This window comes from Spinactinospora alkalitolerans (genome assembly GCF_013408795.1).
GTDB classification, from domain to species: domain Bacteria; phylum Actinomycetota; class Actinomycetes; order Streptosporangiales; family Streptosporangiaceae; genus Spinactinospora; species Spinactinospora alkalitolerans.
In genome coordinates this window covers 4,590,693-4,604,143 of record NZ_JACCCC010000001.1, presented here as the reverse complement: position 1 = coordinate 4,604,143, position 13,451 = coordinate 4,590,693, and the positions used below count along the sequence as shown (strand labels likewise).

Annotated in this window: 15 protein-coding genes; 8 read left to right on the top strand and 7 right to left on the bottom strand. The window is 68.6% G+C overall.

Annotated features, from left to right (window positions below; genetic code table 11):
* The 3 genes from HDA32_RS20435 to HDA32_RS20425 are packed head-to-tail and all read right to left on the bottom strand — an operon-like array spanning window position 1 to window position 3,007.
* Window positions 1-858: an ABC transporter ATP-binding protein gene (locus HDA32_RS20435; RefSeq protein WP_179644746.1), complete on the bottom strand. Its 858-nt coding sequence runs from the start codon at window positions 856-858 to the stop codon at window positions 1-3.
* Window positions 855-1,952 carry a FecCD family ABC transporter permease gene (locus tag HDA32_RS20430; RefSeq protein WP_179644745.1) on the bottom strand — a complete coding sequence of 366 codons (1,098 nt, stop codon included), beginning with the start codon at window positions 1,950-1,952 and terminating at the stop codon, window positions 855-857. The genes HDA32_RS20435 and HDA32_RS20430 overlap by 4 nt, the downstream gene beginning before the upstream one ends.
* Complete coding sequence (locus HDA32_RS20425) at window positions 1,949-3,007, bottom strand: FecCD family ABC transporter permease (RefSeq protein ID WP_179646828.1); 1,059 nt, start codon at window positions 3,005-3,007, stop codon at window positions 1,949-1,951. The genes HDA32_RS20430 and HDA32_RS20425 overlap by 4 nt, the downstream gene beginning before the upstream one ends.
* A gap of 140 nt (window positions 3,008-3,147) precedes the next feature.
* On the opposite strand from HDA32_RS20425, the gene HDA32_RS20420 reads away from it, so the two are divergent.
* Window positions 3,148-4,155, top strand: coding sequence for an ABC transporter substrate-binding protein (locus HDA32_RS20420; protein ID WP_179644744.1), 1,008 nt, complete (start codon window positions 3,148-3,150; stop codon window positions 4,153-4,155).
* Between the two features lie 16 nt (window positions 4,156-4,171).
* Here the strand turns inward: HDA32_RS20420 and HDA32_RS20415 are convergent, their stop codons facing one another.
* Together HDA32_RS20415 and HDA32_RS20410 are read right to left on the bottom strand one after the other, a co-directional pair.
* Window positions 4,172-5,008: an SAM-dependent methyltransferase gene (locus HDA32_RS20415; RefSeq protein ID WP_246335141.1), complete on the bottom strand. Its 837-nt coding sequence runs from the start codon at window positions 5,006-5,008 to the stop codon at window positions 4,172-4,174.
* Between the two features lie 840 nt (window positions 5,009-5,848).
* A complete protein-coding gene (locus HDA32_RS20410) occupies window positions 5,849-6,187 on the bottom strand; it encodes a hypothetical protein (RefSeq protein ID WP_179644742.1) in 339 nt (112 codons plus the stop codon).
* Window positions 6,188-6,339: 152 nt separating this feature from the next.
* Here HDA32_RS20410 and HDA32_RS31505 point away from each other — a divergent pair, with 152 nt between their 5' ends.
* The gene (locus HDA32_RS31505; RefSeq protein ID WP_281370563.1) at window positions 6,340-6,462 is read left to right on the top strand and encodes a hypothetical protein; all 123 of its coding nucleotides are present in this window, start codon (window positions 6,340-6,342) and stop codon (window positions 6,460-6,462) included.
* 119 nt (window positions 6,463-6,581) lie between these two features.
* Entirely contained in the window at window positions 6,582-7,607 is a 1,026-nt protein-coding gene (locus HDA32_RS20405) for a methyltransferase domain-containing protein (protein WP_312863262.1), read from the top strand.
* 269 nt (window positions 7,608-7,876) lie between these two features.
* On the opposite strand, the gene HDA32_RS20400 is transcribed toward HDA32_RS20405, so the two are convergent.
* Window positions 7,877-8,140 (bottom strand): hypothetical protein, encoded by a 264-nt coding sequence (locus tag HDA32_RS20400; protein WP_179644740.1) that lies wholly within the window; start codon window positions 8,138-8,140, stop codon window positions 7,877-7,879.
* The gene (locus HDA32_RS20395; RefSeq protein WP_312863261.1) at window positions 8,140-8,595 is read right to left on the bottom strand and encodes an ATP-binding protein; all 456 of its coding nucleotides are present in this window, start codon (window positions 8,593-8,595) and stop codon (window positions 8,140-8,142) included. The genes HDA32_RS20400 and HDA32_RS20395 overlap by 1 nt, the downstream gene beginning before the upstream one ends.
* 323 nt (window positions 8,596-8,918) lie before the next feature.
* Here HDA32_RS20395 and HDA32_RS20390 point away from each other — a divergent pair, with 323 nt between their 5' ends.
* The 5 genes from HDA32_RS20390 (at window position 8,919) to HDA32_RS30910 (ending at window position 13,406) form a co-directional block, all read left to right on the top strand.
* Window positions 8,919-9,731, top strand: coding sequence for a helix-turn-helix domain-containing protein (locus HDA32_RS20390; RefSeq protein ID WP_179644739.1), 813 nt, complete (start codon window positions 8,919-8,921; stop codon window positions 9,729-9,731).
* Window positions 9,728-9,919 carry a DUF397 domain-containing protein gene (locus HDA32_RS20385; protein WP_179644738.1) on the top strand — a complete coding sequence of 64 codons (192 nt, stop codon included), beginning with the start codon at window positions 9,728-9,730 and terminating at the stop codon, window positions 9,917-9,919. The genes HDA32_RS20390 and HDA32_RS20385 overlap by 4 nt, the downstream gene beginning before the upstream one ends.
* Before the next feature lie 102 nt (window positions 9,920-10,021).
* Window positions 10,022-11,641, top strand: a complete 1,620-nt coding sequence (locus tag HDA32_RS31860; RefSeq protein ID WP_312863260.1) for a replication initiator — start codon at window positions 10,022-10,024, stop codon at window positions 11,639-11,641.
* Window positions 11,642-11,894: 253 nt separating this feature from the next.
* On the top strand, window positions 11,895-12,107 hold the full coding sequence (locus HDA32_RS20375) for a helix-turn-helix domain-containing protein (RefSeq protein ID WP_179644737.1): 213 nt from the start codon (window positions 11,895-11,897) through the stop codon (window positions 12,105-12,107).
* A gap of 177 nt (window positions 12,108-12,284) precedes the next feature.
* Complete coding sequence (locus HDA32_RS30910; RefSeq protein WP_179644736.1) at window positions 12,285-13,406, top strand: tyrosine-type recombinase/integrase; 1,122 nt, start codon at window positions 12,285-12,287, stop codon at window positions 13,404-13,406.
* Window positions 13,407-13,451 lie beyond the last annotated feature (45 nt).

Here is a 13,451-nt window from a genome sequence, read left to right as displayed (position 1 = left end):
TCACGGGGACGCGGCGGAGTGGCCGGCGTGCTGCGCCGGTCCCCGGTCGCGGGTTCCGATCGGGACGACCATGGGCGTTCCGGTCACCGGGTCGGGGATGACGGTGGAGTCCAGGCCGAAGACGCCGGAGATCAGCGCGGGGGTGAGCACCTCGTCGGGGCGGCCCTGGGCGGTGATCCCGCCCTCGCGCATCGCGACCAGCCGGTGGGCGTAGCGGGCTGCGAGGTTGAGGTCGTGCAGCACCATGACGACCGTCCGGCCGTGCTCCTCGTGCAGGTCGCGCACCAGGTCCAGGACCTCGATCTGGTGTGCGAGGTCGAGGAAGGTCGTCGGTTCGTCGAGCAGCAGCAGGTCGGTTCCCTGGGCCAGCGCCATGGAGATCCAGGCCCGCTGCCGCTGACCGCCGGAGAGCTGCTCCAGCGTCCGCTCGGCGTAGGGGAGCATGCCCGTCATCTCCAGGGCCTCGGCGACCACGCCGTGGTCGGTGGAGGACCACTGCCGGTACCAGCTCTGGTGCGGGTGGCGGCCGCGCGCCACCAGGTCGGTGACTGTCAGGCCCGGTGGTGCCTGCGGAGACTGCGGCAGCACCGCGACGGTTCGCGCCACCTCCCGCGGCGGCATCGCCGCGATGCCGCGGCCGTCCAGGAGCACCCGCCCCGATGCCGGCCGCAGCAGCCGGCCGAGCGCGCGCAGCAGGGTGGACTTGCCGCAGCCGTTGGGGCCGATGATCGCCGAGACGGCGTTGTCGATGACGGAGAAGTCCAGGTCTTCGATGATCACGTTGTCGCCGTAGGCGAGCGTGACGCCGTCGGCGCGCAGCCGCGGCTCCGAGGGCGGGGACGGATCGGCCGGGTTCACAGACGTGCCTCCCTGTGGCGGCGGACGATGAGGTACATCAGGTAGGGCGCGCCCAGCACCGAGGTGAACACGCCCACCGGGAGCTGGGTCGGGGCGAACAGGCCCGCGGCCAACTGGTCGGCGGCCAGCGTGAGCGCCGCGCCGGTCAGCGCGGAGGTCATCAGCGGCGGCTGGGCCGCCTTGCACATCCGCAGCGCGATCTGCGGGGCGGCCAGGGCGACGAAGTTGACCGGGCCCGCCGCGGAGGTCGCCACGCACACCAGCAGCGCCGCCGCCACCAGCAGGAGCAGCCTGGAGGCGTCCACGCGCACGCCCAGCCCGCGCGCGGTGTCGTCGCCGAGGCCCAGGGCGCCGAGGATCCGGGCGGCGACCAGGGTCAGCGGCAGCAGCACCCCGAGGACCAGCGCGGCGGGGCCGGCCCGATCCCAGTCGGCGGCGTGCAGGCTGCCGGTGAGCCAGGTCTGGGCCCGGGCGGCGTCCTGGATGTCGGTCCAGGTCAGCGCCCAGTACACCAGGTTGGCGCAGAGTAGCGAGGTCGCGATGCCCACGAGCAGCAACCGGTTGTTCTCCACCCCGGACCGCCAGGACAGCCCGAAGACGATGACGGCCGCGCCCAGTCCGCCGACCAGCGCCCCGAGGGGGACGCCGAGCTCGGAGACCAGGCCGCTCACCCCGCCCGCGCTGCCGCCGAGGATGATCACGGCGACGGCGCCCACCGAGGCGCCCCAGGCGATGCCGAGGGTGTCAGGACTGGCCAGCGGGTTGCGGGTGATGCCCTGCATGATGGCGCCGGAGAGCCCGAGCGCGCCGCCGACCAGGGCTGCGGTCAGCGCGCGCGGCATCCGCAGTTCGAACAGCACGAACCGCTGACCGCCGTCGCCGCCGCCCAGCAGCGTCGAGACCACGTCGCCCAGGTCCATCGGGTAGTCGTCGAATGCCAGCAGCGCCCGGACGAACAGTGCGAGCAGGACGGCGAGTACGGCGGCGCCGACCAGCAGCGGGCGGGGCCGCCAGGGCCACGACGCGGGGCCCAGCCGCAGCGCGCGCCGATTCAGCGTCGCGGGGGCCGGCGAGCGGGGAGGCGAGGCGGTCATAGGGCGATCAGCCTCCTGCGTCGGACCAGCGCGATGAAGAAGGGGGCGCCCACCACCGCGAGGATGATCCCGACCTCCACCTCTCCGGTGCCGCGGACGATCCGGCCGATGACGTCGGCGACCAGGATGATGACCGCTCCCAGCATCCCGGCGTAGGGCAGCAGCCACCGGTGGTCGGGGCCGGTGACGGCGCGCGCGAGGTGCGGCGCCATCAGCCCGAGGAATCCGATGGGCCCGGCCGCGGCGACCGACGCGCCGGTGAGCAGGGCGATGGCGAGCACCCCGGTGGCGCGGGTGAGCCGGACGCGCTGGCCCAGTGCGGTGGCCACGTCGTCGCCGAGGGCCAGGGCGTTGAGCCCGGGGGCGTTGACCAGCGCCAGCAGCAGGCCGACGGCGATGAAGGGCAGCACCTGCCAGATCACGTCGGAGTGCCGGCCCACCAGCGAGCCGACCCGCCAGAAGCGGTAGACGTCCAGGCTCTGCTGGTCCAGCAGCACGATCGCCGAGGTGATGCCGCTGAGCAGCGCGGTCATCGCCGCGCCGGCGAGCACGAGGGTCACCGGGGTGGGGCCCCGGCTCCCGCCGGAGGCCAGCGCGAAGACGGCCACGCTGGCGAGGAGCGCGCCGGCCAGCGCGAACCACACGTATCCGGCGATGCTGGTGATCCCGAGCAGGAAGATGCTCATCACCACGGCGCACGCCGCGCCGTAGGCGATGCCGAGCAGGGTCGGGTCGGCGATCGGGTTGCGGGTGTGGCTCTGCATGAGCGCGCCGGCCACGCCCAGCGCGACGCCGATCAGGACGCCCAGGGCGGTGCGGGGGATCCGCAGCTCCCGCACGATCGTGCCGGCCTCGCCGCCGTCGGGGAAGAGGAGCAGGTGCCACACCTGGGGCAGCGGGATGAAGCGGGACCCGACGGAGACGCTGGCGACCGCGGCGGCCCCGAGCAGAGCGAGAAGGATCACAAGCCCGATGACGCGCCGTCGCCCCTTGGTGACGGCGGCCGGTGAATCGGCGCGTGGTCGGCGCCTCCGCTCGGCGAGCGCGGGTTCGATCACACCCTCACTCCTCAATCGTGGGCCCGCCGATACTGGACAAACGGCGAGTGGATCCGCATACTCCCTGATCACGGACAAAACGTCCGAGCCTTAGGCTAGACAAACCTAACGCAGGTTATACACGTAAGGGGTCCCCCATGTCGTTTGCCGCTCGCTCGCGGGCATTCGGGCGCTCGTGGCTCGCCGTATCCGCGGCCGCAGCGATCGCCCTGCTGACCGGCTGCTCCTCGGGCGCGGACGAGGCCGACGAGGCGGCCGCCGCCGGATCCGAGGGCTTCCCGATCACGGTCGAACACGCGATGGGCGAGACGACGGTCGAATCGGAGCCCATGACCATTGTGGCGCTCGACAGCAGCTACGTTGACGCCGCGGTCGCCCTGGAGCTGGACGTGGTGGGCAGGATCACCTACGCCGCCGGTGACGAAGCGCTCCCGGCCTACCTGGGCGAGGAGGGCCGGACCTACGCGGGCGACGCCACCATCGTCGGCGACCTGGAGGCGCCGGACCTGGCCGAGGTCGCCGAGCTCGAACCCGACCTGATCGTCTCGGCCAAGGTCCGCCACGAGGACGTCTACGACCAGCTCAGTCGGATCGCCCCCACCGTCTTCTCCGAGACCACCGGGGCGACCTGGAAGGACAACATCGAGCTGCTCGCCCGGGCCACCGGCAAGGAGGACCTGGCGGCGGAGAAGCTGGACGCCTACCACGAGCGCGCCGCCGCGCTCGGCGAGGCGATCACCGAGGAGTCCGGCGGCGAGGCCCCGACGATGACGCTGGCCCGCTTCGTGGGCGGCCCCAAGGTCCGGCTGTACTCCTCCAACTCCTTCACCGGCATCGTGCAGAGCGACGTGGGCCTGCCCCGGCCCGAGGGCGCGCCCGACGCCGCCGACGACATCTCGGTCGACCTCAGCCAGGAGGAGATCCTCGACCTGGACGCCGACCACATCTTCGTCTCGGTGTGGAACGACGGCACCGGGGAGTCCCAGAAGGGCGCGGACGAGTTCGCGACCAACCCGCTGTGGGACCAGCTCGAGGGCGAGCAGCACCAGGTGGACGACACCGAGTGGCTGACCTCGGTGAGCCTCCAGGGCGCCAACGCCATCCTGGACGACATGGAAGAGGCCTTCGGAGTCCAGGCGCAGTAGCCGGTGCGGCCGCGGGTCAGGCCTTGCGCCCCACGCCGCCGACGATGAGCCGATGCACGTAGTCGGCCATCCGGTGGGTGTCGGGCCCGGCCCGCCACTCCTGGCAGGGGACCAGGCCCGGCTCGACGAGTTCGAGGCCGCCGAAGCAGGCGAGGATCTCCTCGCGGGTGCGCCAGCGCCCGTGTCCCAGCTTCTCCAGGAACGCCTCCTCGACGAGGCGGGCCCGGTCGGCGTCGTCGGGGAACTCCTCCTCGTCCGGCCGATGGAAATGGGAGACGGCCACGTGACTGCCGGGGGCGAGCGCCCCGCACAGCTCCGCCGCCACCCGCCGGGGCTCCTGCCAGTCGTGCAGGTGGTGCAGGATCCCGCCCAGGACCAGCCCGACCGGTTCGCCGAAGTCGATCAGCTCCCGGGTGACCGGATGGCCGATGATCTCCTCGGGGCGGGTGAGGTCGGCGGTGATGACGTTGCTGCCGCGCTTGTCCTCCAGGAGCGCGCGGCCGTGCGCCAGCACGATGGGGTCGTTGTCGACGTAGACGACGTGGGCGTCCGGGGTGCTCTCGTGGGCGATCTCGTGGACGTTGCCGTCCGTCGGCAGGCCCGACCCGATGTCGAGGAACTGGCGGATGCCGGCATCGCGGGCCATGTAGCGCACCGAGCGCTGCACGAATTCGCGGTTGCCCAGGGCGATGTCGGTCAGTCCCGGAACGACTTTCGAGGCGTAGTCCGCCATGTCCCGATCGACCTGGAAATGATCTTTTCCGCCGAGGTAATACGAATAAACGCGCGCAATGCTCGGCTTCGTCGTGTCGATCTCGGGCGGAGGGGTCCGGTTCTGGACTGAACTCTTCATGAAGTCCGGGAATCCGGGGTCAGACATCGCGGTCCTCTTGCAGGGTAGGGGGATCCGGCCGGTACGGTTACGGATCCTATTCTCCCGCCGCGGCCCGGATAATCGAAATGCGCGTATTACCGAGGTTTTCTGCCGCAGGGGCCCGCACCGCCGGTGAACGCGCGGGCCGGGTCCGCTGTGCGGCCTTGTGGTCTGCCGGGTGGCGGGTGGCCTTAAAACGGCGGCGACGGCGGCAGGGGTCCGGGGCGGCGCGGATGTTCTCCCGCCGCGCCCCTGCCGCTTTTCGCCGATCTTGATCCTATCGGGGTTATTGCAACGCTTTTAGGCCCGATAAGGCCAAGTTCTCTAACCGGTGTTCCGGCCTGTTTGGGACTGTTCCGGTGTGGTGTCGTCTGGCCTGGTGGCGGGCGGTTTTTTGGGGTGGCGCGGTTGGAGTGCGGTGGTGCCCGTTCCGGGGGGTTTCGGGGTGGTGCGTTGATGTCTGGTTGACGTGTTGGCCTGGGTGGGCCGGTGGCGCGGGTCCTGCGGGGGTCGTGTCAACGGGGCGTGTTGACGGGGCCGGTCGGCGTGCTGACGCGGGTGGGCGCGGGCGGCAGCATGGGGCGGCGTGGCTCGATGCCGCGTCGTCCCATCATCGCCCGGGATTGCTGAGGGTGGCGGGATCTGGCCACAGGGGCGGGGGCAGCGGCGCGGGAGCCGGGCGGCGCTAAGCTCGCGGCGAAGGTGGGCCCCTGGCTCCGCCGCGTCTTTCCCCGCCTGGCCGCCCGGCTGAGGGACCCGCGCCGATGGTCCCGCGTGGACAGATCCGGACACCCGACCCTGACCCGCCTACGGTCAACTTCACTGGCCAAAGGCGCGGTCCATGGCGTTGCGCAGCCGGGCGGCGTCGCGCTGCTCTCGCAACGGGTTGGGCTCTTCCTCGGCAACCGTGATGATCACTGCCTGATCAGAGGTCCTGCGGCTGATTACCTTCTTACCGAGCTGCTTGGCTGCTGCGCGTGCGGCGCGGTGCCATGCCTTGCGGGTGTCCTCATCCGGGGCGGGAAACTTGCCGTACTGACGTGGCCCGGTTAGCTCTTCGACCACCCGGGCGGTCCGGGCGGCGTGCTCGGCGTCGGTGCGTTCCTTGGCGGCCTGGACTCTGGGGGCTGAGTCGATGCGGCGAACGTTGTCGGCCATGGCTTCACTCCTTGGTGGTGGCCTTCCCCACGATGCCGGATCAGCTTAGGGACTGTCACAGGTGGCCGGAGTGGGCCGTTTCGATGACAAGGCGTGTACGCCTGGTTACCGTCGATTTTGTAGGTCTTCCCCGGTCACCAGGAGGTCTAGCAGTGGGCAAGCGTGAAGAGAAGAAGGAAGGCGATGGCCAGTGGCCCAAGCCGGTTCCCCCGCCGACGCCCGACAGCGGCGGGAGCGGTGGCGGTAAACACGAACGGGATGATGACAACAAGTGAGGGCCGCTCAACGCCTCCGGTCTCGTCTGGTCGGGGAGCTGGCCGAATCCGGTGAGCTCGGCCCGGACTGGCGCGACGCCTTCTCAACGGTGCCTCGGCACTGCTTTGTCCCTGAGACGGTGTGGCTGGACGAAGCCGGGGCCCCGGCTGTGCTTGCCAGGTCCGAGTCCCCGGAGCGATGGTTGGAGGCGTGCTATGCCGACCGGCCGCTGATCACCCAGCTCGATGACGGGGACGGTAGTGGCCGGGGCTACTTCTCCTCGTCGATCTCCATGCCGACGACGGTCGCGATGATGCTTGCAGCCCTGGACCCGGAGTCCGGCGGGCGCGTCCTGGAGATCGGGACGGGAACCGGATACAACGCGGCGCTCCTGGCCTTCCGGGCCGGGACGGAGAACGTCACCACCGTTGAAGTGGATCCCGGCATCGCCGAACAGGCGCGCGCCGCCTTGAAGGCCACCGGTTGGCCGGTGAACGTGGTCACCGGTGACGGCACGAAGGGCCACCCTCCCGGTGCCCCCTATGACCGGGTGCTGTCCACCGCTTCGGTTCAGCGTGTCCCGTATGCGTGGGTGGAGCAGACCGCGCCCGGCGGCAGGGTGGTGACCCCGTGGGGGACGGCCTTCCACAACGGCGCGCTACTACACCTCCGGGTCCGCGCCGACGGAACCGCCGCCGGCCGTTTCAGCGGGAACGTGGGGTTCATGTGGCTGCGTGACCAGCGCACCCCCCATGGGGCGGTAGAGGACCGGGTGCGCCCGGAACACGACTACACCGAATCCACCACCGGGCTCCACCCCTACTACGCACTGTCGAACTTCGATGCGTCGTTCGCGATCGGGCTCCGCGTGCCCGCGATGAAGTCCGTGGTCGTCTTCGACGACGACAACCCCGGCAGCGCCGCATACACGGTGTATCTCATGGACCCGTACGTCGGGTCGTGGGCGTCGTGGCGGGTGGCACCCGGCCGGGATGCCTACACGGTGCGCCAGCATGGCCCTCGCTGCCTGTTCGAAGAGTTGGAAGATGCCTACCGGTGGTGGCTCGACGCAGGCGAACCAGAGCACACGCGCTTCGGCCTGACCGTGACCTCTGATGGCCAGACGGTATGGCTGGACACGCCCGGCGCTCCCATCGGTACCTGATCCACGGGCAGAGCTGGGGCTGTGTGTGGGGCTTCGTACGGGCGAGTCCACGTCCGCCACGCGTGGCGGTGGGGCGTGGGCGGTGGTGAGGCCGGGGAGGCCGCGTGTCGGCCTGCGCGCGAGCACGCGACGGAGTCGCGCGCGCAGCGCGCAAGGGCCGTAAGCGCGTGCCGACCTTCGGCCGACGCCCCGGGCAACGGCAACGTCCGCCCGCGCGAAGCGCGGGCGGACGTCTTGATCCTGTAGGGAAAGTTCTCACACGCTCAGAGTCACGCCGCGTCCGGGGAGTCCGGTGGTGTCGTGGTTCTGGTCCTGCGGGGCAGTTGGGGCCGTGGCTGGGCGCGCAGCAGGGCGCTGAGTTCGGTGATGGTGCCCGCGCAGATGAGTTCGGCCAGGCCGGTGTAGTGGCGGCCGGGTTTGAGGACGGCGGTGTACTCGGCGACGCCGGAGCGGTCGTGGAACTCACACACCTCGTAGTGGGTGAACTCCGCCCGTGCCCGGCGCAGCTCCAAGGCGGGGGTGAGGTTGTACATCAGGCTCCCCCGGTGACCGGCTCGGCCAGGTGCGGGGCAATGGCCTGGGCGGGCTGCCATGGGAGGGTGAAGAACACGCCGTCTTCGAACGGAAGCGGTCCCCATTCGGTGGCGAAGCAGGCGACCAGGTGCAGTCCTCGCCCGCTCTCGGTGCAGCAGTCCGGTTCCTTGATGTGGGGATGGTTCAGCAGCAGGCGCGGGGGTTTGGTGCGCACATCGGCTGCCACGCCTCGGGCGTTGACCTCGATGCGGACTTTGTAGGTCTGACCGGGATCACCGCTGCGGGTGTGCTGGACCGCGTTGGTCGCCAACTCCGAGATGATCAGCTCGGCATCCCCGATCACCGTCTCGGGAACGCTCACCCCGGGGGTGATGCGCAGTGCTGCGGCCATGAACCGGCGGGCAGCGGCCACACTCTCCACCGTGCCGGGAAATGCCGTGAGGTAGACGGTCACACCTGCACCGCCTTCACGCTCCGCAGAACGTAGGGGCGGACGCGGTGGGAGCGTCGCGGCCGGGACGTGGTGGCTCGAAGACGGGCGATAGCCTGTTTCATGAGTCCTCACCTGGTCCTAACAGGTTGGGGGCTAAGGCCCTGACCGGTGTGTCTGCACTGGTCAGGGCCGCTTTCATGTGCACCGATATGTGCGGTGAAGTCAGCGCGACACCGGACCTCACATTGTCACTACGCTAAAGACACATCTATAGGCACTACCGATCCGGTGTTTTTTGTTGGAAGAGGTAGCATTATGTAGAAGAGGTGTGTAGGAATGTGTGCATGGTTGAGAAACCACACGCGATATGGATCAGGTTTGGCGCGGAAGCCAAGCGGATGCGCACAAACGCCGGTGTCTCACAGGACCAGCTGTCCAAAACCCTCAGGGTCTCTCCCGCCCTGCTCAGTGCAATTGAGCGGGGGACACGGACCGCAAAACGGCATCATGCGGAAGCGCTGGACGCGGCGCTCAACACAGGCGGATCACTCACTCGGTTGTGGGTCAACCTGTCGAATCAGCAGGACGTTCCGGACTGGTTCCGCGACGTCGTAGTTCTGGAGAGGCAAGCCGCAGAGATCCGGGAGTACCAATCCATCCTTGTGCCCGGCCTCCTTCAGGCGGAGGAGTATGCACGGGCTGTGATCCGCTCTAGTCGCCCATGGGATGATGTGGAGCAAGTCGAACGTTCGGTTGAGTCTCGGATGAACCGCCGTGAGGTCATCACGCGGACAGGAAGGCCACTACTCTGGTTCGTGCTGGATGAGATCACCATCCGTCGCATCGTGGGTAGCCAGGAGATCATGCATGACCAGCTAGAACACCTGAGGAAGCTAGCAGAGGACGGGGTGGTCCGGCTTCAGGTGGTACCGCTCAGCACACTGAATCACCCCGGCTTGTGTAGTCCGTTCCGGTTGATGTCCTTCGATGATCGCCCTTCTGTGGCCTACGCGGAGCGCCTGAAGGGCGGCGAGCTGATCGACGCGACTGACCAGGTGCGGGAATGCAACACGATCTTCGGGTCATTGCAGGCGGAAGCGTTGTCCCCATCCGCTTCCGTGGAGATGGTCTGCAAGGTGCAAGGAGAGCTTCAATGACTGAAACCCCCAACTGGTACAAGTCCAGCTACAGCGATGGACACGGCGGTAACTGCGTCGAGGTAGCGGAAACCCCCCACGAAGTCCTCGTCCGTGACACGCAGAACCGGGAGCTTGGACACCTGGGGTTCTCGGCTGAAGCATGGGCTTCCTTCCTGCGGGATGTGAAGGCGGGCCGTTTGCAGTAGCCAGAAGTTTCGGTCACCCCCTTTCTGTCTGCGGGAGGGGGTTCTTTCATGTCTGTACGGTGTGCCATGCGTAGACAGGGTGTGCCAGCGTCGCCGTTTTGAGTGAGTTCTGCCGATATCGGCCGTGCGGATGGGCTGTTTTGTCTCAGGCTTGTTCGTAGGACGGGTGTTCGACGGGCTGTGTGGGGTGGTGTGGGCGTGGAGTCGCTGGTTCAGCGGGAACTGTGGGCGCGGGTGGGGCGTGGGGATTACCGCCGGTGGCAACGGCAGGTGGAGCGGGCGCGGTTCTGTTCTCATCCGGTGCGTGTCGCTGGTGGCGCGGCGGCGGTGGATGGCTCGTCGGGTGAGGTGCGGGCGGAGTTTTCGACGCGGGGCGAACCTGACGGGACACTGTTGATCGCGTGCGGGGACCGGCGCGCGTCGGTGTGCCCGAGTTGTGCGGAGACGTATCGGCGGGACATGTGGCATGTGGTGGCTTCGGGTCTGTCGGGGCGGATGCCGCCTGCCTCCTCGACCCAGGGGGCGGGGGTGCGCCAAAGTGCGGTGGAATCGGCGGTGCCTGCCTCGGTGGAGTCGCATCCTCGGCTGTTTGTGACGCTGACCGCTCCGAGTTTTGGGCCGGTGCATAGCGCGCGGGGCGGAGCGGCCTGCCGTCCGCGCTCCGGTAGGAAGAAGACCTGCCCACACGGGCGGCCGGCGGGCTGCGGCCTGGTCCATGAGGACGCTCACCCCGTCGTCGGCACTCCGATCTGTGCGGACTGCTGGGACTATGCGGGCGCGGTGCTGTGGAATGCCCATGCCGGGGAGCTGTGGCGGCGGACCCGGATCGCGGTTGATCGGGCGCTCGCCCCGCTGGCCTCGGCGGTGCTGGGGTGCCGGATGACGGTGGCCGGGGCGCGGGACCTGCTCAAGGTCTCCTATGTGAAGGTCGCCGAGTTCCAGAAGCGGGGCTTGGTGCATCTGCATGTGGTGCTGCGCCTGGACGGCGTGGATGCCGGTGACCGGTCGGCGGTGGTGGCTCCTCCGGCGTGGGCTTCGGCGGGCCTGCTGGCCGAAGCGGTGGAACAGGCGGTCGATGCGGTCTCGTTCGCGCTGCCCTCGCCCGATGGGGTGCTGCGGGCGGCGCATTGGGGCGCCCAACGCGACATCACCGACGTGAGCGCGGGCGGGCCGGTGGCGGATTCACGCAGGATCGGGGCGTATCTGGCGAAGTATGCGACCAAGACCGCTTCGGATGCGGCGGGGCCGGGGGCGTCGGCGGCGCTGGCGCGGCGGTTTCGGCGGCTGCATCGGGACCATCTGCGGCGCAAGGTCGGGCCGCATTTGGCGCGGATGGTCGAGACCGCGTGGGACCTGGGTGCGCGGCGGGGCCTGGCCGCGTTGAAGCTGCGGCACTGGGCGCACACGCTGGGGTTCCGGGGCCACTTCGCGACCAAGTCACGCGCCTACTCGGTCACGTTGGGGGTGCTGCGCCAAGCCCGGCGCTCCTGGCGAGCCCGTCAGCGCACCGCCTCCGGCGAGAGCGATGTGTGGGCCAGCGGCGACGGTGACGGCTCCACGGTGATCGTTGCGGACTGGCGCTATGCGGGCCGGGGCTATGTGGGCGCGGCCGATGCCCAGTTGGCCGAAACGATGGCGCGGGAATACGAGATCGCCCGCGCTGAATACCGTGACCTGTTGCGGCGGGAGAAAGAGATCACCTACTGGTGCGAATCGACCTAGGTCCTAGCGCGGCAGCACTAGGAAAAGCAGCCGCGCGAAGCGCGACCACTAAAACCCACATCTCACCTTCCCATTCCGTGCCTGCGGCCGGGATGGAACAGAAGAATTGCGCGCTTTGCGCGTCGGATGTCACTCGCGAAGCGGTGAAAAGGGGTGGGTGGTCGGGGGCCGGTCAGTGGGCGCCGGCCACCGCGAGTCGGCCCTAATTTGCACTTCGCTGCGCGTTCACCAGAAAACAGCGGGACGGTTTCACGTGAAACAGAGAAAAGGCGAGATTCCGGATTTCCTTGGCGACCTCGACGAACTGTGGACGGTGGACGACATGGCGTCCTACCTGCGCAAACCGGTGTCGTGGGTGTATGATAATCACAAGCGTTACTTTCATGCCGCGCGCGCGGGTCAGCAGCTCCTGTTCGCTCCTGCGGAAATAAAGGCATGGATTCGGGGCCAGATGTGGCCAAAATAAACGACTTTCCTATAACTATTTCGAACTCGGAATTAATAAAATTGGTTACGTAAGGCGAAATCGACAAAGGAGAGTCTAGGTCATGGTGGAAACCTCGAGCGCGTGGGCGGCAGGAACGATGCGAAATGGAATCCGTAAGGTCCTGCTGGCGCGGGAGTCCAAAGCGGCGGGCGTGAGGTGTTTGCCTACAAGGTGCCCTACCGGGACGGCAACGGCACGCAGACGTCGGAAACCTGGTCCACCCTGACCAAGGCGCGCAAGTTCCGGGATCTGGTGCGCTCGCAGAAACACGCGGGCCTGCTGGAAGACTTCAAGGCGGGGCAGCAGAGCGTGAGCGCCTGGGCGGCGGGCTGGCTGGAAACCGCTGGCGCAATCAAGCGTGAGGCGACCCACGTTGCCTATGAAACGCTGCTGCGGCTCTACATCCTGCCCGAACTGGGTGGGATGGCGGTGCGCGCGGTCACGGCCATGGACGTCCAACGCGCGGTCAACGCCTGGGCCAAAACGCGTTCGCCTCGCTCGGTGCATCTGACCTACACCGTGTGCGCCTCGATGTTCAAGGCGGCGGTGGTGGCCGGTCTGCGGCGGGTGAGTCCGTGTGTGGGGATTGAACTGCCCGAACTGCCCGATACCGAGGTCGAACCGTTCACGGTGGCGCAGGTGTGGGCGCTGGCTGGGGCCATCCGGCCGCAATACCGGTTGCTGGTGCTGATGGCGGCGCAAACGGGCTTGCGTATCGGGGAACTGCGGGGCCTGACCTGGGACCGGATCGACCTGCACGCGCGCACCGTGACGGTGGATCGCCAGGTGCGGGACGGACAGTTCCGGCCGGTCAAGTCCAAGGCGTCACGGCGCGTCGTTCCGCTGTCTGACGCGCTCGTGGTCGAACTGGGGGCCTACCGGCTGGCGCACCCTCCTAAGCGGCTGACCGTGGGTGTCAAGGGCTCCCACGCGGTCACGGTGGAACCGGTCTTCACCTCTCCGCGTGGGCGTCTCCTCGCAGACTCCACGGTTACGCCGTACTGGAAAGCGGCGTGTGAGGTGGTGGGCATCGATGCCACCGCCCGGAAATTCCACCGGCTGCGGCACACGTTCGCCTCGGTGCTGATCGACCGTAACGAGTCGCCGAAGAAGATTCAGCGGTGGATGGGACACAGCAGCATCGCCGTGACCATGGACGTCTACGGTCACCTCTACCCGACCTCTGATGACTCGCTGCGCTCAGCCATGGATGACGCGTTCGCGCTCGGCCCTGCGCCGTTGGCGACCGTTCCGGACCCGTCCGATCCCCTCCGTTGACCTCCCGTTGACACATACGGCAACGCCCGTCCGCTCCGCGCTCCC